The following is a 20737-nucleotide window of genomic DNA, read 5'->3' on the forward strand; positions in this document are numbered from 1 at the left end:
GCGGTAACGAGGGTTAGCCTATGGCCTATCAATTCGACTTTGTGCCGGTCCTGGCCAATACCGATCTGCTGCTGCGCGGCGCGCTGTTCACACTTGAACTGACCGCCATCGGTGCAGTACTGGGCGTGGCGCTGGGAATCGTCGGCGCCGTGGTGCGGGCGTGGAAGATCCAGCCGTTCAGTTGGATCTTCGGGGTGTACGTCGAGTCGATCCGCAACACGCCGTTTCTGGTGCAGTTGTTTTTCATCTTCTTCGGCCTGCCGTCCCTCGGCCTGAAAATCACCGAATGGCAGGCGGCAGTGCTGGCGATGGTGATCAACCTGGGGGCGTACTCCACCGAGATCATCCGCGCCGGGATCCAGGCGATCCCCCGCGGGCAACTGGAAGCGGCGGCCGCGCTGGCGATGACACGTTTCGAGGCGTTCCGCCATGTGGTGTTGCTGCCCGCGCTGGGCAAGGTCTGGCCGGCCCTGAGCAGCCAGATCATCATCGTGATGCTCGGCTCGGCGGTCTGCTCGCAGATCGCCACCGAGGAACTGAGCTTTGCCGCCAACTTTATCCAGTCGCGCAACTTCCGCGCCTTTGAAACCTATGCGCTGACGACCCTGGTCTACCTGTGCATGGCGCTGATGATCCGCCAATTGCTGAACTGGATCGGCCGGCGCTATGTCATGAGGAACGCCCGATGAGTGATTTTTCGTTCTGGGACATCGTGCGCAACCTGCTCACCGGTTTGCAGTGGACCTTGCTGCTGTCGCTGGTAGCGTTCATCGGCGGCGGCGTGATCGGTTTGCTGGTGATGACTATGCGCATCAGCACCAAGGCGTTCCCGCGCAATGTCGCCCGCACCTATATCGAACTGTTCCAGGGCACGCCGCTGTTGATGCAACTGTTCCTGGTGTTCTTCGGCATCGCCTTGCTCGGCGTGGACATTTCGCCCTGGCTGGCGGCGGCGATTGCCTTGACCCTGTTCACCAGCGCCTACCTGGCCGAAATCTGGCGTGGCTGCGTCGACTCCATCGCCCACGGCCAATGGGAGGCGTCCGCGAGCCTGGCCCTGAACCCGCTGGAGCAATTGCGCTACGTGATCCTGCCCCAGGCCCTGCGCATTGCCGTGGCGCCAACCGTGGGTTTCTCGGTGCAAGTGGTCAAGGGCACCGCCGTGACCTCGATCATCGGCTTCACCGAGCTGACCAAGACCGGCGGCATGCTCGCCAACGCTACCTTCGAACCCTTCATGGTCTATGGCCTGGTGGCGCTGGGTTACTTCCTGCTCTGCTACCCCTTGTCCCTCAGTGCGCGCTACCTGGAAAGGAGACTGCATGCCTCTGCTTAGAATTTCCGCCCTGCATAAGTATTACGGCGATCACCACGTACTCAAGGGCATCGACCTGAGTGTCGAAGAAGGCCAGGTGGTGGCGATCATCGGTCGCAGCGGCTCGGGCAAATCCACCCTGCTGCGCACCCTCAATGGCCTGGAGTCGATCAACGACGGCGTGATTGAAGTCGACGGCGAATACCTCGACGCCGCCCGCGCCGACCTGCGCACCCTGCGGCAGAAAGTCGGCATGGTGTTCCAGCAGTTCAACCTGTTCCCACACCTGACGGTGGGCGAAAACGTCATGCTTGCGCCGCAAGTGGTGCAGAAAGTGCCGAAAGCCAAGGCCGCACAATTGGCGCGACAGATGCTCGAGCGCGTTGGGCTGGGGGAGAAGTTCGACGCGTTCCCCGATCGTTTGTCCGGCGGCCAGCAGCAGCGGGTAGCAATCGCCCGGGCTCTGGCGATGTCGCCCAAAGTGCTGCTGTGCGATGAAATCACCTCGGCCCTGGACCCGGAGCTGGTCAACGAAGTGCTCAGCGTAGTGCGCCAACTGGCCAAGGATGGCATGACACTGATCATGGTCACCCATGAGATGCGTTTTGCCCGGGAAGTGGGTGACAAGCTGGTGTTCATGCACCAGGGCAAGGTGCATGAAGTGGGCGACCCGAAAATCCTGTTTGCCAATCCGCAGACCGCCGAGCTGGCCAACTTCATTGGTTCGGTGGAGCGCACGGACTGAGGCATCAAGCCCCGGGCGCCCACTCAAAACCGCCCTGCCCCTCAAATGTCGTTTCATCCCTGACGGCCAGCAAAGCCGCAGGCAGGAAGGTCTCGACGTTGACCAGGGCGGTGAAGCGGCGCCCATGCACCGGCATACCCGCTACGTGTGCAACAAGCCTATGGCCCGGCAGCAATCGTCCGGTCGCCGGCTCTTCAGAAAGGTGCGGCATTACCAGCTCAACGGATTTTCCATCGACTTGAGCGGACTGCAGGCTCAGGGTGAAATGCCCCTGGCGCCCAAACCGAAAGCCCTCCAGGCCTGCGGGTACGCCCGTAAAGCGCAGCGCCATGGATACCGGCACCTCACAGGCCATGCTCAGGCGAAGCGTGCGCTTGCCCAGCGCGATCTGTGGGTCGCCCCGCTCGGCCTGGCGAACCAGACCGTAATCAACCCGGGGCTGGCTCAAGGACACCTGGCAGTTATCTGCCCGCGCCTCATTGGCCAACACCACGACAAACAGCAGCAGGTAAAGGATAAGCCCATGACGCAGGCGTCCACCGTCAAAAGGCCCCACCGGCTCAGAGGGTACGGCAGAGCGCCGAACCTGTTTCATAGAATTTGTCGTCATTGGATTCTGGCTCAAGGTTCAGTTGCAACAAGCAGGTGCTTGAATCTGGCAAGGAGATGTTCAGCGCTCGCGACTCATCCAGGCTGTTAAGGAAGACCATGCCCTCGCCCACGACGCTGGTCAGGAAAGCATTGTTGCTGTCGAAAACCGAGGCTCCCTGGGGCAAGGGTTGGCCCCGCGCGTCACGGACCTCAAGCAATACACGGCGCACTTTCACTACTTCGAAATCGATCGTGTTGAAAGAACCGCGTCCGGCCGCAAGGACCTTGGTGCCGTTTTTCAGATCGATGCGCTTGGGCAGGGATTGGGTTTGCACCTCGACATTGCTGCTGCGGTAGGCAGGCAGGCTGGCGATCACCGCCTGCCCGCGGTAGTCAGTCCAGACCGGCCCCTGCGGCGTCGAAACCTTGGCTGCCCCGACATTACCCACCGAGACAATTCCAAAGGTGTCCTGGACGGCATATGGCGAGAACGTCATGCCTCTGTCGTGGGCCACCACGCCGCCCTGCAATTGGCCGTTATACCCGGTGCTCAATGAATCATGTCGCACACCCAACCCTATCTGGGTGTAACGCGGCATGGCATTCACGCGGGCGTGAACAGCCTGTGTACGGCTCGCCTGCTCACGCGCACCCCCCACTTCATAGTTCACATAGTCGTTGACCCGATCGCTGAAGGCGGTCCCAAGATCGAACCTGTCGCCCCGCCGACTGGCATACGAGGTGACGCGGCGATCCCCACCGAACGGCACGGTGACCTGCAACCGAAGCGAAAGCCCCTTATCCGACACATCGCTGCGCTCATCTCGAACGGTGTTCTTGACCTTGCGCGGTCGAGAGCCGCCCACCCGGGAATCCGCAATCAAAGCCACCTGGGTGCCATTGAACTGCTGGTTCCATGAGGCAAAGACGTGTTCGGCGGAGCGATCATCAAATTGCGAGCTGCGGGAATAACTGACGGAAAAGCCTCCCAGGGACGGGTCGACCCAACTCAAACCTACCGTGTATTGGTCCTTGAAGCGGGCATCCCGCTGGTCACGCCGCGTCGACTGCCCCACTTCCAGTACTTCGCGATAATCCCGCGTCTGGGTAGTGGCACTCGACGTCATTTCAATGCCGGCGAACAGCGGACTTCCCACGGTGACTGAGCTGCGAGCCCCGGTAACTTCGTCCCGGCCATCGCGAGACAGGTTCTGGCGCACGCCAACCGAAAGGTGCTGGAAAAAAACACTGCTCCACACGCCACCCGCCGCCTGGTATTCGTCGGTACTCAACAGGCCGAATCCCAGTGACGAGTTGCGCCCCAATCCCCAGGTCCCACTGCCCATCGCCACGACCGGAGGCTCCCCGGCACCCGGATTTGCCCCGCGCACCTTGCCCAGGGAGAAGTAATAACCGGGCTCTATCGGTACCGCCCCCGCAAAGGACGCGGCAGGGACGGTGAACCCATGCCTGCCACCGCGAGTGCCAATGACACTGACCTCAAGATCGCTGGTGCCATTGAGTATGGGTAATCCGGTCAACGTGAACGGGCCTTCCGGTACCAGTGTGGTATGGATCAACACCCCGGCCTGGCGCACCTCGACCCGGGATGGGCTCTGGGCCAAACCTTCGACCACCACGCTGCTGCCACCCGGACTGCGCGATTGGCCATCCGGCGAGAGCTGGAAACCCGACAGCTGTAACCCACCGAACACCGGGTTGTTGCTGGAAATCTGCCCGACCTGGAAGGTCGACTTCAGGGGCGCGAAATCGCGTTGGGCGTAGGCATTCACATGCTCGCTGCTGCGCTTGCCGTTATCGGAGACGAAGAATTGGCGGCTTCGGACGATCCAGTTGCCGATATTGAATCCCGCCTCGGTGTAGGCCGAGACCGAGCGGGAAGAGCCGCTGTTGAAGCGCTCTTCGAATCCCTGCACATCGTAATTGAACAAGGCTGCCGTGCCGCCCTGGGAGAAACTGCCGACATCCCATTCGGCCTCGCGCATTGACTGAGTAGGCACCACCAGCGATACCTCATCGCTGCCGGGGCGCAACTTGACGATGGTCGCGGGGTAAGCACCGAGAAAGTCATGACACGCCTGATCGGGCGCAATGCCCGGCCGAATAATCGCGGCTGGCAACCGCAACCCGGCCTTGTCCAGCAGGACCGGGGTAAAACACAACTGCCCCTGGTAATCGAAGCGTGCCTCCACCAGGCCCAATGAGGTGCCGTTGACCTGCAGCCCCACCACGTGCACGCCCTCGCGGAATCGCGCAGCACTGCGAAAATAATGGGCAACCTTCGGGTCGATCCCGTTCGCCGACAAGACCGCCAGATCAAAACCCGATCCGAGCTCCAGCGCGCAGGCGGGAAGGCTCCACAGCGTTGCCAGGCCGATACAAGTCCGGGAAACCGAGATTCGAATGGGTCGTACAGAGAGGCTCCAATCGTTTGCATGGGTAGCATTTCTCATAGACCGCTCAACCCGCCTCGACAACAACGGAGGCTTCGTAGGCGGTTGCCGAATACCCGTAGACCGTCGCGGGTTGAATCTCGACACCGCTGACCTGGGCCACCGCCTCTTCGATGCGGGTCGATAACACTTCGCCAGGCAGGATATAGGTGCGCGGCAATATCGCCGGGTGCCTCGACGGCAGCAGGTGTACCTCCAGCCCCATCCGGACCACGTAGGCACTGTCGTTATGAACCGTCAGCCGATTTCCCCGCAGCTTCCACTTCAGCAACTTCCATGGCTCCTGATGCCGCGGCAAGCCCTGGGGGTGCAGGATCAGCGGTAAGTCCTGTCGAATGGTCACTCCAATAATCGAGCGCCCTTCGGCGCGCGCCTGCGGAATACCTTCAAAGGTGACGCGCTTCAATCGCTGAGTCTTGAGCGGCTGCTTCAAGGTACTGATAAACCGCACAAGTTGTGTTTCGCCCGGTTCGACACGGGCGATAGGGGGCGTAACGATCAAGAGTGTCTCCGGATCTTCCGGGACGTTTTGAATGACTGTGTGAAGTAAAGCAGGGCCAGCGTCCGTATTTTTTACGTTGATCGTCGCTTCACCGTTCTCTTCATAAAGAATAACAACGGATGTTTCCGGCTCCATCCCATCCGCTCTTACACTGCCAGAAACCAAAAAACAAAGATTCGCACACCAGAACAGAGCATTAACTGTATTTAAAAGACGACTCATCGAACTCTACCCGCAACCAGATAACGCACCGTTGACAATCACGAAATACCTATACGCATATAAAGAGCCAGCACGAAGCCACGGTGCGCGACCGCCTGCTAAATGCTGGCCATGTTTATAGAGTTAGATTCGAGTTACTACCAAAGTAGCAGCTCCATTCAATTGAATATCCCTGCTGAGATCCAGTGCATCGCCGCGATTGATCACAGCCTTGACTACGAGAGTGCCGGTAACGGAAGAGACCGCGGCTGGAGTTGTGTTGTTATTACGGCTCCAGGAGTGCTGGTAAGGAGATTTTTCGACCTTGCCGTCACTGGTGCTCCAGGCACCGCCGGAGCTTGTCCTTCTAAGCGGGTACAGCGTAGCGCCGACAGTGGTCAAGGTGGCGAGCCTGATCGAATAGCCACCGGTATTCCTGGTTCCGACCGCGCCAAGACCAAAGTTGTGGTTGTCGGTGAAGCCGGTTCCCAGGATCCCCCTTACAACACTGTTTGTTTGTGAGTCAGTAACGGACAGTGCCATCTGGGCAGCCGCCGCACCACAGTTGACGTTTAACGGCAGCGACTTTTCCGGCAGAGGATAGAAAGAGGTCAGCGGAATGCTCGACGCATTGATCGTACCGTAATCAACGGTGCCGCCTGTGGCGCCGAGGTTTACCGTGCATGCAGCTGGTTTAATGGTTCCGGTGACTCTCAGGTTTCCGGCACCACTTGTATTTGCTTGAGCACCCATGCTTACCGCCAGGCCAACGACCACTATTGCCAAACCAAATGTTCTGTTCATGTTCATCCTGTCACTGAAGTTCTCAGGTGCATGTGGTTCGCCGGGCTATTCCATGCCCAACTGCTATCAACCTTGATAGGCAAACTACAAATAGTTAACACCACGGCTTAATTGCCGAGTGACAGTCTCTCTCGTAAACACCCGAAGAAAGAATGAGACGACGCCTGAACTAGTGTCAGAGCGGTAAAAAAACAATGTCCCCTTAGATCATCCTTGCAGTAGTCCTGACTTAATTATCGACTGGAACAAATAACCCAGCCATGTAGGCATATTCAGGAAGCCTATTAAAGCTGGAGATTTCCGTTACTCCACTTGCCCTACGGAACAATCGCCAGGCGCATCAAGAATCGCCCTACATATCCTGCAGATTTTCCTCCAAGACACCGATGAGCGAATTCCAGAAGCACTACGCGTTGGCGTCAGCGGTTGATCGTGGCACGATGGCGAGGTTATCGACCGAGACCCCTTAACCATGCCGCAATCCCAAGCCAAGAATCTGTCCCTGATCGCCGCCATCGACCTGGGCTCCAACAGCTTTCACATGGTCGTGGCCAAGGCCCAGAACGGCGAAATCCGCATCCTTGAGCGGCTCGGCGAGAAAGTGCAGCTGGCTGCCGGGATCGACGACGAGCGTCAGCTCAATGAAGAATCCATGCAGCGCGGGCTCGATTGCCTGAAGCGCTTTGCCCAACTGATCAACGGCATGCCCCCGGGCGCCGTGCGGATCGTCGGCACCAACGCCCTGCGCGAAGCCCGCAACCGGGGCGAGTTCATCCGCCGCGCCGAGGAGATCCTCGGGCACCCGGTAGAGGTCATCTCCGGCCGCGAGGAAGCACGCCTGATCTACCTCGGCGTGTCCCACACCCTGGCCGACACTCCGGGCAAGCGCCTGGTGGCCGACATCGGCGGTGGCAGTACCGAATTCATTATTGGCCAGCGCTTCGAGCCGCTGCTGCGCGAAAGCCTGCAAATGGGCTGCGTCAGCTACACCCAGCGCTATTTCAAGGACGGCAAGATCACCCCGGCCCGCTACGCCCAGGCTTATACGGCGGCGCGGCTGGAGATCATGAGCATCGAGCACGCCCTGCACCGCCTGACCTGGGATGAGGCCATCGGTTCGTCCGGCACCATCCGCGCCATCGGCCTGGCCCTCAAGGCCGGCGGCCATGGCACTGGCGAGGTCAACGCCGAAGGCCTGGCCTGGCTCAAGCGCAAGCTGTTCAAGCTGGGGGATGCCGAGAAGATCGACTTCGAAGGCATCAAGCCTGATCGCCGCACCATTTTCCCGGCGGGCCTGGCGATTCTCGAAGCGATTTTCGACGCCCTTGAACTGCAACGCATGGACCACTGCGATGGCGCCCTGCGTGAAGGGGTGCTCTACGACCTGCTGGGCCGTCATCATCATGAAGACGTCCGTGAGCGCACCCTCAGCTCGTTGATGGAGCGTTACCACGTCGACCTGGAACAGGCGGCGCGGGTTGAACGCAAGGCGCTGCATGCTTTCGACCAGGTCGCAGCGGACTGGGACCTGGAAGACGGCGTGTGGCGTGAACTGCTGGGCTGGGCGGCCAAGGTCCATGAAGTGGGGCTGGACATCGCCCACTACCATTACCACAAGCACGGCGCCTACCTGATCGAGCACTCGGACCTGGCGGGTTTCTCCCGTGAAGACCAGCAGATGCTCGCGCTGCTGGTACGCGGCCACCGCCGCAACATCCCCCGGGACAAGTTTGCCGAGTTCGGTGCCGAGGGCATCAAGCTGATTCGCCTGTGCGCGCTGCTGCGGTTTGCGATCCTGTTCCACCACATCCGTGGTACCCAGGAAATGCCGCAAGTGGTCCTGCGGGCCAATGCCGACAGCCTGGACGTGGTATTCCCGAAGAACTGGCTGGATGAAAACCAGCTGACCCAGGCGGATTTCGCCCAGGAAGCCGAGTGGCTGACGCGGGTTGGGTTCACGCTGAACGTGCGCTGATATGAGTGAGTGACGCGGAGCGTCACAGGATGTATTCCCACGCAGAGCGTGGGAACAATCCAACGCCACAAAACAAATGTGGGAGCGGGCTTGCTCGCGAAGGCGGTGGAACAGTCGATGAATCTGTTGACTGAAACTCCGCTATCGCGAGCAAGCCCGCTCCCACATTTTTGACCGCGTCGGTTTTTAGTTCACCGTCAGAATCGGGCTGCCCAGCTTCTCCAGCAACGTCGCCTGGGCGCTGCGCGGGTTCTGGTTGCCGGTCGGGGTGTTGCGCACGTAGCGCCCGTCCGACTGCAGGCTCCAGCTGTGGGTGTTATCGGTGAGATAACTTTCCAGCTCCTTCTTGACCCGCATGATCAGTTTCTTGCCTTCCACCGGGAAGCAGGTCTCCACGCGTTTGTCGAGGTTGCGCTCCATCCAGTCGGCACTGGAGAGGAACATCTGCTCCTCGCCGCCATTGAGGAAGTAGAACACCCGCGTGTGCTCCAGGAAGCGCCCGATGATCGAACGCACGTGGATGTTATGGGAGACCCCGGCGATGCCCGGCCGCAGGCAGCACATGCCACGCACCACCAAATCGATACGCACACCCGACTGGCTGGCCTTGTACAGCGCGCGGATGATCTTCGGATCGGTCAGCGAGTTGAACTTGGCGATGATGTGCGCCGCCTTGCCTTCGAGGGCGAACTGGGTCTCGCGGGCAATCATGTCGAGCATGCCCTTCTTCAGGGTGAACGGCGCGTGCAGCAGTTTCTTCATGCGCAGGGTCTTGCCCATGCCGATCAACTGGCTGAACAGCTTGCCGACGTCTTCACACAAGGCATCGTCGGAGGTCAGGAGGCTGTAGTCGGTGTAGAGCTTGGCGTTGCCGGCGTGGTAGTTGCCGGTGCCCAAGTGGGCGTAGCGCACGATCTCACCGGCTTCGCGGCGCAGGATCAGCATCATCTTGGCGTGGGTCTTGAAGCCGACCACGCCGTAGATCACCACCGCGCCGGCCGCTTGCAGGCGGCTGGCCAGTTGCAGGTTGGATTCTTCATCGAACCGCGCCCGCAGTTCGATCACTGCCGTCACTTCCTTGCCGTTACGCGCGGCATCCACCAGCGCATCGACGATTTCGGAGTTGGCGCCGGAACGGTACAGGGTTTGGCGCACAGCCAGCACGTGCGGGTCCTTGGCGGCCTGGCGCAGCAGGTCGACCACCGGGGTGAAGGACTCGAACGGGTGCAGCAGCAGAATGTCCTGCTTGCTCACCACACTGAAGATGTTCTCGCTGTTTTGCAGCAGTTTCGGGATCTGCGGGGTGAACGGCGTGTATTGCAGCTCCGGGTGGCTGTCCAGGCCAGTAATGCTGAACAGGCGCGTCAGGTTCACCGGGCCATTGACCTGGTACAGCTCGGTCTCGCTCAGGTTGAACTGCTTGAGCAGGTAGTCGGACAGGTGTTTCGGACAGGTGTCCGCCACTTCCAGGCGCACCGCATCACCGTAGCGACGGGAGAACAGCTCGCCGCGCAGGGCGCGGGCCAAGTCTTCGACGTCTTCGGAGTCCAGCGCCAGGTCGGCGTTACGGGTCAGGCGGAACTGGTAGCAGCCCTTGACCTTCATGCCCTGGAACAGGTCATCGGCGTGGGCGTGGATCATCGACGAAAGGAATACATAGTTATCGCCAGCGCCCCCCACCTCTTCCGGTACCTTGATGATCCGTGGCAACAGGCGCGGTGCCGGAATGATCGCAAGGCCGGAATCGCGACCGAAGGCGTCGATACCTTCCAGCTCGACGATGAAGTTCAGGCTCTTGTTCACCAGCAGCGGGAACGGGTGCGTCGGGTCGAGGCCGATGGGGGTGATGATCGGCGAGATTTCGTCGCGGAAGTAGCGGCGCACCCAGGTCTTGATCTTGGTGGTCCAGTGACGGCGCCGGATGAAGCGCACGTGATGCTTTTCCAGTTCCGGCAGCAGGATGTCATTGAGGATCGCGTATTGGCGGTCCACGTGGCCGTGTACCAGCTCGCTGATGCGGGCCAGGGCTTGATGCGGTTGCAGGCCGTCGGCACCGGCTTGTTCACGGGCGAACGTGATCTGCTTCTTCAGGCCGGCGACACGGATCTCGAAGAACTCGTCCAGGTTGCTGGAGAAGATCAGCAGGAATTTCAGCCGCTCCAGCAACGGATAGGACTCATCCAGCGCCTGTTCCAGCACGCGGATGTTGAATTGCAGTTGTGACAGCTCGCGATGGATGTACAGGCTGCTGTCATCCAGGTTGGTAACCGCAACCACCGGTACCGGCGCGGCAGCGGGCGCTTCGGCCACCACGGCAGGCGGGGCCGGCTCCAGCTCCGGCGGGGTCTCGGTAGCTTGTTCGACCACCGGGTGAGCGTCTTTTACGGCAACTTCTGTGAGTCCTTCGGTATTCATCGAGTGTTCCTGTGAGGGCTAGTGTTGCTCTCTAAGCAATTGGGCGGCGCGGGCGGCGAAGTAAGTCAGGATGCCATCAGCACCCGCGCGTTTAAAGGCAGTCAGGGATTCAAGGATCACCCCTTCACTCAACCAACCATTCTGGATCGCGGCCATGTGCATGGCGTATTCACCGCTGACCTGATAGACAAAGGTCGGCACCTTGAATTCCTCTTTGACCCGATAAAGGATGTCGAGGTACGGCATCCCGGGCTTGACCATCACCATGTCGGCGCCTTCGGCCAGGTCCGCGGCCACTTCGTGCAGGGCTTCGTGGCTGTTGGCCGGGTCCATCTGGTACGAGGCCTTGTTGGCCTTGCCCAGGTTCAGCGCCGAGCCCACCGCATCGCGGAACGGGCCGTAATAGGCGCTGGCGTACTTGGCCGAGTAGGCCATGATGCGCACGTTGACGTGGCCGGCCAACTCCAGGGCTTCGCGAATCGCCTGGATGCGACCGTCCATCATGTCCGAGGGGGCCACCACCTGGGCGCCCGCTGCGGCGTGGGACAAGGCCTGTTTTACCAGCGCATCAACGGTGATGTCGTTCTGAACATAGCCTTCTTCGTCGAGAATGCCATCCTGCCCGTGGGTGGTGAACGGGTCCAGCGCCACATCGGTAATCACCCCCAGCTCCGGAAAGCGTTCACGCAAGGCGCGGGTGGCGCGCTGGGCGATGCCGTCGGGGTTCCAGGCTTCGGCGGCGTCCAGGGACTTGAGCCCGGACGGCGTGACCGGGAACAGCGCCAGCGCCGGAATCCCCAGTTCAACCCAGTTCGCGGCCTCTTCGAGCAGCAAATCAATGGTCAAGCGCTCCACGCCCGGCATCGACGCCACCGCTTCCCGACGATTTTCACCGTCCAGCACAAACACCGGCAGGATCAGATCATTCACCGTCAGCACGTTTTCACGCACCAGGCGCCGGGAAAAATCATCACGACGGTTGCGACGCAGACGAGTGGCGGGAAACAGGCGGTTGGCGGGGGTAAAGCTCACGGCAGACTCCTGAGCCCGGCTTGACGGGCGAGCGTGACAGTTATAAGCGGCCATTATGACGAAGGAATTACAGTTGTGGTTAGCTCATGCGCCGTAAGGCAACCGGCGTGCGACCTGTAGTCGCATTCGTCGTTTATGTAGGAATTGTTCACTTCGTGACACATCTCGATACTTTCATGAATGTTCACGAAGGCGTAGGCTGCGCGTTCATTTCGCCAGCACCCAGACCATGCTTCAACAATTTCTGCATGACTTCGGCTACTTTGCGCTGTTCCTAGGCACCTTCTTCGAAGGCGAAACCATCCTGGTTCTCGCAGGCTTCCTGGCGTTCCGTGGATACATGGATATCAACCTGGTGGTGGTCGTTGCCTTTTTCGGCAGCTACGCCGGCGACCAATTGTGGTACTTCCTGGGACGCAAGCACGGCCGCAAACTGTTGGCGCGCAAGCCGCGCTGGCAACTGCTGGGCGACAAGGCCCTGGAGCATATTCGCAAGCACCCGGACATCTGGGTGCTGAGCTTCCGGTTTGTCTACGGTTTGCGCACGGTGATGCCGGTGGCCATTGGTTTGTCGGGCTACCCGCCGGGCCGCTACCTGTTGCTGAACGGGATTGGCGCCGCCGTGTGGGCCGCTGCGCTGGGCGCTGCGGCTTACCATTTCGGCGCGGTACTGGAAGGCATGCTGGGCAGCGTCAAGAAATACGAGCTGTGGGTGCTGGGCGCACTGCTGGTGCTGGGCCTGGGCTTGTGGATTCGCCGGCGCGTCAAGAACGCCCGCCTGACCCGCGAAGCCTGTGCCGCCGAGAAGGTTCGCCTGGCGGCCGGCGAACCTGAAAAAGCCGAAAAGCCTACGACGCCAGTCGAGTAAGCCGGTCTCTGCAACAGTAGAGGCCGATGCCGCTGAGCAAGCTGTAACTGACCAGGCCCAGCCAGCCCAACGAGCTGGCCGGCCACAGCCCCACCAGCGGCGCCAGCCACACCAAAGGCACATTCAGTGCCAGGCGCACCAGCTCAGCCTTCAACGCCCACGGGCGATTCTCCAGCGCCACCCCCAGGGTAAACAACCCCAATGCCATCGCGCTCCAGCCCAACACCAGGGCAGCGGTCGGCAAGCCCTCGCCGAAATTCATCAGGTAGCTGCCAAAACCCACGTACGCGGCAAACTGCAGCGCGATGTAAATCTGTTGGCGCCCATCCAGCGGCACCTCGAACTTGCGGAACTGGCTCAAGTCCGGCTTGGCCATCGGGTACTTTGCCGCCACATCCGCCGGGCGCCAACCGGTGCGCATGAACCAGATCCGCAGCTTGTCCCACCCACTTTCGGTGCGCCGTGCATCACTCCACAGCTGCGCATAAAACTGCAGGTTGGCCCACAGCGGGTTCCAGCTGGCCAAGGGCGTGGTCACGCCAAAGATTACCGGCTCGTTATCGTCTTCTTCCTGGAAGGAGCCAAACAGGCGGTCCCAAATAATGAACACCCCGCCGTAGTTGCGATCCATGTAGAGAGCGTTCTGTGCATGGTGGGCCCGATGATTGGATGGCGTGACGAAGAACCACTCGTACCAGCCGAGCTTCGGCACATGCCGCGTATGCACCCAGAATTGATACAGCAGGTTGAGGGACGCCACGCTGATAAACACCACCAGCGGCACGCCCAACACGGCCAGCGGCAAGTAGAAGATCCAGCTCAGCAGGAAGCCGGTGCTGGTCTGTCGCAAGGCGGTGCTGAGATTGTAGTCCTCGCTCTGGTGATGCACGGAATGCGCGGCCCAGAGGATGTTGCGCTCATGGCCCATGCGATGCAGCCAGTAGTAGCAGAAGTCATAGAACACAAAGGCGAACACCCAGGTCCAGACGCTCTGGGCCGACAGCTCGATGATCGCCAGGTGCTTGAGGGCGAAGGAATAGGTGAGGATGCCCACCCCTTTGGTCAGCAGCCCCGTGGTGGTGGACAGCACGCCGGTGCTGAGGCTGTTGATGGCGTCGGCCACCCGGTAGTTGCGTTGGCCGCGCCGGTAGTCGGCCAGCAGCTCGACCACGATCAAGGCAATGAAAAACGGTACCGCGTAAGGGACGAAGTCCATGGGCAAGTCCGGTCAATTATTGTTACATCTAGAGTAGGTGTAGCGGCTGGATATCCCATTGGCAATGAGTGACAAATGAGTAGACATTTAACGCCATGAATCAGGAGAAATGCCCATGAGCAAAAAGATTGCAGTGATCCTTTCCGGCTGTGGCGTGTACGACGGGGCTGAGGTTCATGAAAGCGTGATCACCCTGCTGCGCCTGGACCAGCGCGGCGCCGAGGTGCAGTGTTTTGCGCCGAACATTGCCCAGTTGCATGTGATCAACCACCTGACGGGGGAGGAGATGCCCGAGTCGCGCAATGTGCTGGTGGAGTCGGCGCGCATTGCCCGTGGCGAGGTGAAGGACATTCGTGAGGCCAACGCCGAGGATTTCGACGCACTGATCGTGCCCGGGGGGTTTGGCGCGGCGAAGAACCTGTCGAACTTTGCCGTGGAAGGCGCCGGGTGCAGCGTCAACCCGCAGGTGCTGGAACTGGCCGAGGCGTTTGCCGAAGCGGGCAAGCCCGTCGGGCTGATCTGCATCTCGCCGGCGCTGGCAGCGAAGATCTATGGCCCAGGCGTGACCTGCACCATCGGCAATGACGCCGACACCGCAGCCGCCATGGACAAGATGGGCGCCACCCACCAGGAATGCGCGGTCGACGACATCGTCGAAGACAAGGCGCGCAAGCTGGTGAGTACCCCGGCCTACATGCTGGGCAAACGCATCAGCGAAGTGGCGTCAGGCATCAACAAGCTGGTGGACCGGGTGCTGGAACTCACCCACGAGAACGATTAGGCCTTCATCAGCCGGGTCAGAATCCGATCCAGCGAATTGGCAAACGCCTGCTTGTCCTTGTCCCCATGGGGCGGCGGGCCACCGCCCATCTGCCCCTGCTCCCGCAGATCGGTGAACAGGTTACGCACCGCCAGCCGCTCGCTCATGTTCTGCGGGCTGAACTCCTTGCCTCGTGGGTCGAGCGCAGCCACGCCATTCTTCACCAAGCGGTCGGCCAACGGCACATCGCTGCAGATCACCAGGTCACCGGGCACGGCGTGCTCCACCAGGTAGTCATCGGCCGCGTCCGGGCCGCTGGGCACCACGATCAACTTCACGCACGAGAAGCTCGGCTTGATCTGGCTCTGCCCGGCCACCAGCACCACTTCGAACTGGCGCTTGAGGGCGAACTTCACTACCTGATCCTTGGCCGCCCGGGGGCAGGCGTCTGCATCGATCCACACGCGCATGGTTAAGCCACCACCCGGCGCTTTTCAGCGAGCCGGCTGCGACCGTACAGCACCACAATCGCCAGGATCGCCACGGCCTGGGCGCTCAGGGAATAGGCATCGGCGTGAATGCCCAGCCAGTCGAAGTCAAAGAACGCCACCGGCCGGGTGCCGAAGATCCCGGCTTCCTGCAACGCCTTGACGCCGTGCCCGGCGAATACCACCGACAGCGCGCACAGCAACGCCGCGTTTATGCCAAAGAACAGCGCCAGCGGCAGTTTCGCCGAGCCCCGCAGAATCACCCAGGCCAGGCCCACCAACAGCACCAGCGCCGTGGCGCCACCGGCCAATACCGCGTTGTGCCCGGCAGGGCCGGCCTGCAACCACAGGGTTTCGTAGAACAGGATCACTTCGAACAGCTCGCGGTACACCGAGAAGAACGCCAGCATCGCAAAACCGAAGCGCCCGCCACCGCCTACCAGGCTGCTCTTGATGTAGTCCTGCCAGGCGGCCGCGTGACGGCGGTCGTGCATCCACACCCCGAGCCACAGCACCATCACGCTGGCAAACAGCGCCGTGCAGCCTTCCAGCAACTCGCGCTGGGCGCCGCTGACGTCGATCACATAAGCCGCCAACGCCCACGTCGCCAAGCCGGCCAACAGCGCCAGGCCCCAGCCGACGTTGACGCTGCGCACCGCCGATTGCTGGCCGGTGTTGCGCAGGAACGCGAGAATCGCCGCCAGCACCAGGATCGCTTCCAGGCCTTCGCGCAGCAGGATCAGCAAACCGGAGATGTAGCTCAGGGACCAGCTCAAGCCATCGCTGCCCAGCAGGCCGGCCGACTCGGTGAGCTTGCCCTTGGCCACATCCAGGCGCTGCTGCACTTGCTCGATCGGCAAGCCGTCCTGCAATGACTGCCGGTAGGCCATCAGGGCCTTTTCGGTGTCCTTGCGCACGTTGGCATCAACGTTATCGAGGGAGCTTTCAACCAGCTCGAAACCTTCCAGGTAGGCGGCTACCGACAGGTCGTAGGCCTGCTCGTGCTCGCCATTGCGGAACGCGGCGAGGCTTTTGTCGAGGGTGGCCGCGGTGTAATCAAGCAACTGCGCCGGGCCACGCTTGACCTGCGGCGGTTGGGCGCGCTGGGCGCGGAAGGTGGCAACTGCGCCGGGACCTTCGGCAGCCAGCACTTCGTTGGGGGTCTGGCGCGCGAGGTCGGCGAGGTTGAAGGACTTTTCACTGTTCGCGGCAGCCGGGTCGGCGGTGAAGCCGGCGATATAGGTCGCCAGGTCCCAGCGCTGGCGGTCGTCCAGTTGATCGGCAAACGACGGCATGTCGGTGCCTTCCACGCCCAGACCCAGGGTGTTGTAGATCGCGTAGAGGCTCAAGCGATCGAGGCGTGCAGCGTCCCGCAGGTTGGCGGGCGGCGGCGTCATGCCCACGCTTGCGGGGCCATCGCCGGCGCCTGTGGCGCCGTGGCACACCGAGCAGTTCTGCGCGTACAGCGGCGCACCGCGCGTCGGATCGGGGGTAATGGCCGGGGCCTGGCTGACTTCATAGGCCACTGCCAACTTGGCGCCCAATTGCCGGGCCTGGTGCGCAACCACCGCGCCGTCCTGATGGGCCGTTACGGCGGCCAGCAGTTCATCCACGCCTTTGATCAGTTCGGCGCGCTCGGGCTTTTCCGGTAGATCGGCCACCAGCCCCTGCAACACCCCGAGAAACTCTACCTGTTCACGGTATTCGGAATCATCGATAACCTTGCCCGCCTCCACTGTCGGGGGGTAGTCCGCACCGATGTAGTCCAGTAAATGCAGGGCTTGGGGCGCGCCCTCGGCAGTTGCAGCCAGCAGGTTGAAACTGCACGACATCAACGCCGGCAGCACCAGCCAGGCAAGAAAACGGAAGGGGGCAATCATGAATGGATCTCAAAGGGAAATACGAAGTAACACATTGTCAAACCTTAAGGGGTTTGACTCAAGGCGTTAGTGATTCGGGGATGGGGATAACGACACTTAGGTAGTGGCATCCGAGCTAAAAATCGGATCCAAAAGGCCATTGTTTTGCCAGTAATGCAGCTTATAATGCCGCGCCTTCGTTATTTCTAAATGGCATTTCAGCTCCTCTTTTTATGAGGAATTGGCCGGATCGCAACGCGTTCCTGCCATTGGTGATTCGGCCCGACCAGCACATTCGGCCGATTACGTTCAGGGAAGAAGCTCTTCGATGGCATCTCGCGCCTTTACCTCGCTCGCGCTCGCGGCAGTGACCTTGCTGTCCGGTTGTTCGATGTTTCGCAGCTACGACACCGAGCTGCAAGCCACCAATCAGCAGTTGGCCACCGGCAACGTCGACGCCGCGCTGACCCTGCTTGAGAAGAACAACACCGGCGACGACAAGGACCTTCTCTACTACTTCGAAAAGGGTGAGTTGCTGCGCGCCAAGGGCGACCTGACCGGCAGCCAGGTCGCCTGGCGCAGCGCCGACCTGCAAGTCTACAAGTGGGAAGAGTCGGTCAAGTTCGACACCGACAAGTACCTCGCGCAGTTCGGCGCCTTCCTGGTCAATGACAAGGTCCGCCGTTACGAAGGCTACGACTACGAAAAGGTCATGCTGACCACCCAGATGGCCCTCAACCTGCTGGCGCTGAATGACTTCGACGGTGCCCGCACCGAGATCAAGAAGACCCACGAACGCGAAGCGGTGATTGCCGACCTGCGGGACAAGGAATACCTCAAGAGCGAAAACGAGGCCGAGCGCCAGGGCATCGCGACCCAGTTCAAGGACCTGCGCGGCTACCCGGTGGAAAGCCTCAACGCCCCTGAAGTGGTAGGCCTGAAGAACAGCTACCAGAGCGCGTTCAGCCACTACCTGGCCGGCTTCGTCTACGAAGCCCTGGGCGAAAAAGACCTGGCCGCACCGGGTTATCGCAAGGCCGCCGAACTGCGCCCCAACACACCGCTGCTGGAACAGGCCCTGCTCGACCTGGACAAATCCAAGGTCGGTGCGGACGAGACTGACGTGCTGATCGTGGTGCAAAGCGGCCTGGCGCCGGCCCGCGACTCGATTCGCCTGCCGTTGCCGATCCCCATCGACGGCCACCTGGTGATCACGCCACTGTCGTTCCCGGTGATCAAGCCCGACACCTCGACCGCGCCCTTCGCGCAGATCGGTGTCGACGGCCGGCAACAGAACCTCACTGCCCTCAACAGCACCACCGCCATGTCCCGCCGCGCCCTGCGGGATGACATGCCGGGGATCATCCTGCGCACCACCGTGCGCGCCGTCACTCGCGGCATCACCCAGAACAACCTGAACAAGACCAACCCGATGGCGGGCCTGGTACTCGGTATTGCCTCGGCCGTCACCGAAGGCGCCGACACCCGCACCTGGCGCACCCTGCCGGACATGACCCAGGTGACACGCCTGCGCCTCAAGCACGGCGAGCATCAGGTCAGCCTGCCCAACGCCCTGGGCGGCACGCTGGTGACGGTCAAGGCCGATCAACGCTACCAGGTGATCACCCTGCGCGTGGTCGGCAACCAGGTCTTCGCCGGCGGTCTTGCAGCCCACGTGGTGCAGAACAATCCGCCCCAGGCCGTCGCCACTCTCAAACAACCTTAAGGAGCACGCTATGCGTCATTTCATCCTCGGCGCCCTGGCGCTGGTCCTGCTGGCCGGTTGCGCCACCCCGCCACCGCCGGAACCCGGAAGCGCCGCGAGCAAGATCGTGGTGATGGGCAAGTTCAAGGGCATCGCCGTCGGCGCCATCCGGGTCGCCCGGGAAAACGGCTTCCTGACCGCCAAGGTGCAGTTGAGCAACATCACCAGCAGCAACCAGATGATGTATTACCGCTTCGCGTGGCTGGGTGCCGACGGTTTCCCGGTGGGTGATGAAGAGACCTGGAAGGTGCTGAACCTCTACGCAAACCAGGCGACCTTCCTGCCGGCCATCGCCAACCTGCCCCAGGCTGCCGACTTCCGCCTTGAAGTGAAGACGCCTTGATCCACCCACTCATTCAGTTTCAGAGAGACATCCCCATGTTTGCACGCTTCTCGTTCCTCGCCGTGGTGGCCGTCCTGGCCAGCGGCTGCGCCAACACCTCGCCAGTCCTGGGCGGTAAAAACATCAGCTACGGCGACAGCAAGGCCGTGGAACTGGTGACCAACGAGTTCGGCTCCACCGACCTGCAGATGATCGCCGAAAGCATGACCCGCTCCCTGGCCCAGTCCGGCATCCTGCAAGGCCGCCCGGTGGTGCAGGTGTATGACGTGAAGAACAAGACCAGCGAGTACATCGATACCCGCGAGATCACCACGTCGATCAAGACCCAGCTGATGAAGACCGGCACCGCCCGCTTCGCCAGCGACAACACCGACATGCAAAGCCAGGTCGACCAACTGAAGCTGCAGAACCAGAGCGGCCTGTACAAGAAGTCGACCGTCAGCAAGACCGGCAACATGGTCGCCGCCAAATACCGCCTGGAAGGCTCCATCAGCTCCATCGTCAAGCGCAGCTCGGACTACAAGGACGTGTTCTACAAGTTCAGCCTGCAACTGGTCGACGTCGAAAGCGGCCTGGCCGAATGGATGGACGAAAAAGAAATCCGCAAGACCACGGAGCGCTAAGCAATGCGTGCATGGATCGGCATGATCGGCCTGCTGTGCGCCTTTGGCGCCTCGGCCGCACCGAAGATCGCGGTAACCGACCTGGCCTACGAGGCTCGCGTGGAGGAGTACATCCACCAGGTCGCGGCCAGCAATAATTTCCAGGCCAGCGCCTACAACGCCAGCGGCGCCTCGAGCTACAGCGAATACGAAAGTCGTACCAGCTACATCGAGCAGACCGAGCTGCGCAAGTTCAGCGGCGACATCAAGGGGGAAATCCTCAAGTCGCGGCAGTTCCAGCTGGTGCAGGGCACGCCTTACACCGCGGACGCCAAGGGCGATGTGTATGACGTGATCAAGCGGATCAAGGCCGGTAACTTCAAGGGTGCGGACTACGTGCTGTTCGGCACCTTGTCGGACATCGACTTCACCCAGGACATCAACGCGCTGGACCACACCAACAGCTACTCGGCGGTGCTGGGCCTGACGCTGGTGGCGGATTTCAGCCTGATCAACACCCGCACCTTTGAGATCACCTCGGCGTTTACCGCCATGGGCGAAGGCCAGGACACCAAGCTGGTGAACAACCGTGACGTGCGCGTGAGCCTGAACCGGCCTCGCGTGGTGCGGGAAGTGTCGAAGGCGTTGGGCGAGGATGTGGCGCGGCAGTTGGCCGAACAACTCGGCGGTGGTTATCAGGAAGCACCTGGACAGCCTGCATTGCGCAATAACCTGCCACGGGATGAAGCGCCGAAGATCCTGCGCTGAACGAAAATCCCGCT

19 protein-coding genes are annotated in these 20737 nt (G+C 61.2%); 10 read left to right on the forward strand and 9 right to left on the reverse strand.

What is annotated here, in order from left to right:
* Nucleotides 1-20 precede the first annotated feature (20 nt).
* Genes HX821_RS04130 through HX821_RS04140 form a run of 3 tightly spaced genes read left to right on the forward strand, consistent with a single transcriptional unit; the run spans nucleotide 21 to nucleotide 2060 of the window.
* Nucleotides 21-689: an amino acid ABC transporter permease gene (locus HX821_RS04130; protein ID WP_177035326.1), complete on the forward strand. Its 669-nt coding sequence runs from the start codon at nucleotides 21-23 to the stop codon at nucleotides 687-689.
* Nucleotides 686-1336, forward strand: a complete 651-nt coding sequence (locus HX821_RS04135) for an amino acid ABC transporter permease (protein WP_003213996.1) — start codon at nucleotides 686-688, stop codon at nucleotides 1334-1336. The genes HX821_RS04130 and HX821_RS04135 overlap by 4 nt, the downstream gene beginning before the upstream one ends.
* Nucleotides 1323-2060, forward strand: coding sequence for an amino acid ABC transporter ATP-binding protein (locus HX821_RS04140; RefSeq protein ID WP_003213999.1), 738 nt, complete (start codon nucleotides 1323-1325; stop codon nucleotides 2058-2060). Before HX821_RS04135 ends, HX821_RS04140 begins: the two co-directional genes overlap by 14 nt.
* Nucleotides 2061-2064: 4 nt before the next feature.
* On the opposite strand, the gene HX821_RS04145 is transcribed toward HX821_RS04140, so the two are convergent.
* The 4 genes from HX821_RS04145 to HX821_RS04160 all read right to left on the reverse strand — a co-directional run bounded on the left by HX821_RS04145 (nucleotide 2065) and on the right by HX821_RS04160 (nucleotide 6632).
* Nucleotides 2065-2655: a hypothetical protein gene (locus tag HX821_RS04145; protein WP_177035327.1), complete on the reverse strand. Its 591-nt coding sequence runs from the start codon at nucleotides 2653-2655 to the stop codon at nucleotides 2065-2067.
* Entirely contained in the window at nucleotides 2621-5125 is a 2505-nt protein-coding gene (locus HX821_RS04150; protein WP_256344260.1) for a fimbria/pilus outer membrane usher protein, read from the reverse strand. Before HX821_RS04150 ends, HX821_RS04145 begins: the two co-directional genes overlap by 35 nt.
* A gap of 7 nt (nucleotides 5126-5132) precedes the next feature.
* Complete coding sequence (locus tag HX821_RS04155; RefSeq protein ID WP_177035328.1) at nucleotides 5133-5849, reverse strand: fimbria/pilus chaperone family protein; 717 nt, start codon at nucleotides 5847-5849, stop codon at nucleotides 5133-5135.
* Between the two features lie 123 nt (nucleotides 5850-5972).
* Entirely contained in the window at nucleotides 5973-6632 is a 660-nt protein-coding gene (locus tag HX821_RS04160) for a DUF1120 domain-containing protein (protein ID WP_102604076.1), read from the reverse strand.
* 472 nt (nucleotides 6633-7104) lie between these two features.
* Between HX821_RS04160 and ppx the strand changes: the two genes are divergently transcribed.
* Entirely contained in the window at nucleotides 7105-8607 is a 1503-nt protein-coding gene (gene ppx / locus HX821_RS04165; RefSeq protein ID WP_003214007.1) for an exopolyphosphatase, read from the forward strand.
* A 186-nt stretch (nucleotides 8608-8793) separates the two neighbouring features.
* Here ppx and ppk1 read toward each other — a convergent pair whose 3' ends face one another.
* The gene (gene ppk1 / locus HX821_RS04170) at nucleotides 8794-11022 is read right to left on the reverse strand and encodes a polyphosphate kinase 1 (protein WP_177035329.1); all 2229 of its coding nucleotides are present in this window, start codon (nucleotides 11020-11022) and stop codon (nucleotides 8794-8796) included.
* 18 nt (nucleotides 11023-11040) lie between these two features.
* A complete protein-coding gene (hemB, locus tag HX821_RS04175) occupies nucleotides 11041-12054 on the reverse strand; it encodes a porphobilinogen synthase (protein WP_087693295.1) in 1014 nt (337 codons plus the stop codon).
* Nucleotides 12055-12283: 229 nt separating this feature from the next.
* On the opposite strand from hemB, the gene HX821_RS04180 reads away from it, so the two are divergent.
* Nucleotides 12284-12922, forward strand: a complete 639-nt coding sequence (locus tag HX821_RS04180) for a DedA family protein (protein ID WP_003214015.1) — start codon at nucleotides 12284-12286, stop codon at nucleotides 12920-12922.
* On the opposite strand, the gene HX821_RS04185 is transcribed toward HX821_RS04180, so the two are convergent.
* Entirely contained in the window at nucleotides 12903-14138 is a 1236-nt protein-coding gene (locus HX821_RS04185; protein ID WP_177035330.1) for a sterol desaturase family protein, read from the reverse strand. The genes HX821_RS04180 and HX821_RS04185 overlap by 20 nt on opposite strands.
* A 115-nt stretch (nucleotides 14139-14253) precedes the next feature.
* Between HX821_RS04185 and elbB the strand changes: the two genes are divergently transcribed.
* A complete protein-coding gene (elbB, locus tag HX821_RS04190) occupies nucleotides 14254-14919 on the forward strand; it encodes an isoprenoid biosynthesis glyoxalase ElbB (protein WP_003214018.1) in 666 nt (221 codons plus the stop codon).
* Here elbB and HX821_RS04195 read toward each other — a convergent pair.
* Together HX821_RS04195 and HX821_RS04200 are read right to left on the reverse strand one after the other, a co-directional pair.
* The gene (locus HX821_RS04195) at nucleotides 14916-15368 is read right to left on the reverse strand and encodes a YaiI/YqxD family protein (protein ID WP_003214020.1); all 453 of its coding nucleotides are present in this window, start codon (nucleotides 15366-15368) and stop codon (nucleotides 14916-14918) included. The two genes, elbB and HX821_RS04195, sit on opposite strands and share 4 nt — an antisense overlap.
* 2 nt (nucleotides 15369-15370) lie before the next feature.
* The gene (locus tag HX821_RS04200) at nucleotides 15371-17266 is read right to left on the reverse strand and encodes a cytochrome c/FTR1 family iron permease (RefSeq protein ID WP_008439302.1); all 1896 of its coding nucleotides are present in this window, start codon (nucleotides 17264-17266) and stop codon (nucleotides 15371-15373) included.
* Nucleotides 17267-17573: 307 nt separating this feature from the next.
* Between HX821_RS04200 and HX821_RS04205 the strand changes: the two genes are divergently transcribed.
* The 4 genes from HX821_RS04205 to HX821_RS04220 are packed head-to-tail and all read left to right on the forward strand — an operon-like array spanning nucleotide 17574 to nucleotide 20723.
* Nucleotides 17574-18971 carry a COG3014 family protein gene (locus tag HX821_RS04205; protein ID WP_003214023.1) on the forward strand — a complete coding sequence of 466 codons (1398 nt, stop codon included), beginning with the start codon at nucleotides 17574-17576 and terminating at the stop codon, nucleotides 18969-18971.
* Nucleotides 18972-18981: 10 nt separating this feature from the next.
* Entirely contained in the window at nucleotides 18982-19353 is a 372-nt protein-coding gene (locus HX821_RS04210) for a YcfL family protein (RefSeq protein ID WP_008439304.1), read from the forward strand.
* A 35-nt stretch (nucleotides 19354-19388) separates the two neighbouring features.
* On the forward strand, nucleotides 19389-19976 hold the full coding sequence (lpoB, locus tag HX821_RS04215; protein WP_003214026.1) for a penicillin-binding protein activator LpoB: 588 nt from the start codon (nucleotides 19389-19391) through the stop codon (nucleotides 19974-19976).
* Between the two features lie 3 nt (nucleotides 19977-19979).
* Nucleotides 19980-20723, forward strand: a complete 744-nt coding sequence (locus HX821_RS04220; protein ID WP_087693297.1) for a penicillin-binding protein activator LpoB — start codon at nucleotides 19980-19982, stop codon at nucleotides 20721-20723.
* Nucleotides 20724-20737: the final 14 nt, after the last annotated feature.

Source organism: Pseudomonas sp. B6001, from assembly GCF_013386015.1.
Taxonomy (GTDB): Bacteria; Pseudomonadota; Gammaproteobacteria; order Pseudomonadales; family Pseudomonadaceae; genus Aquipseudomonas.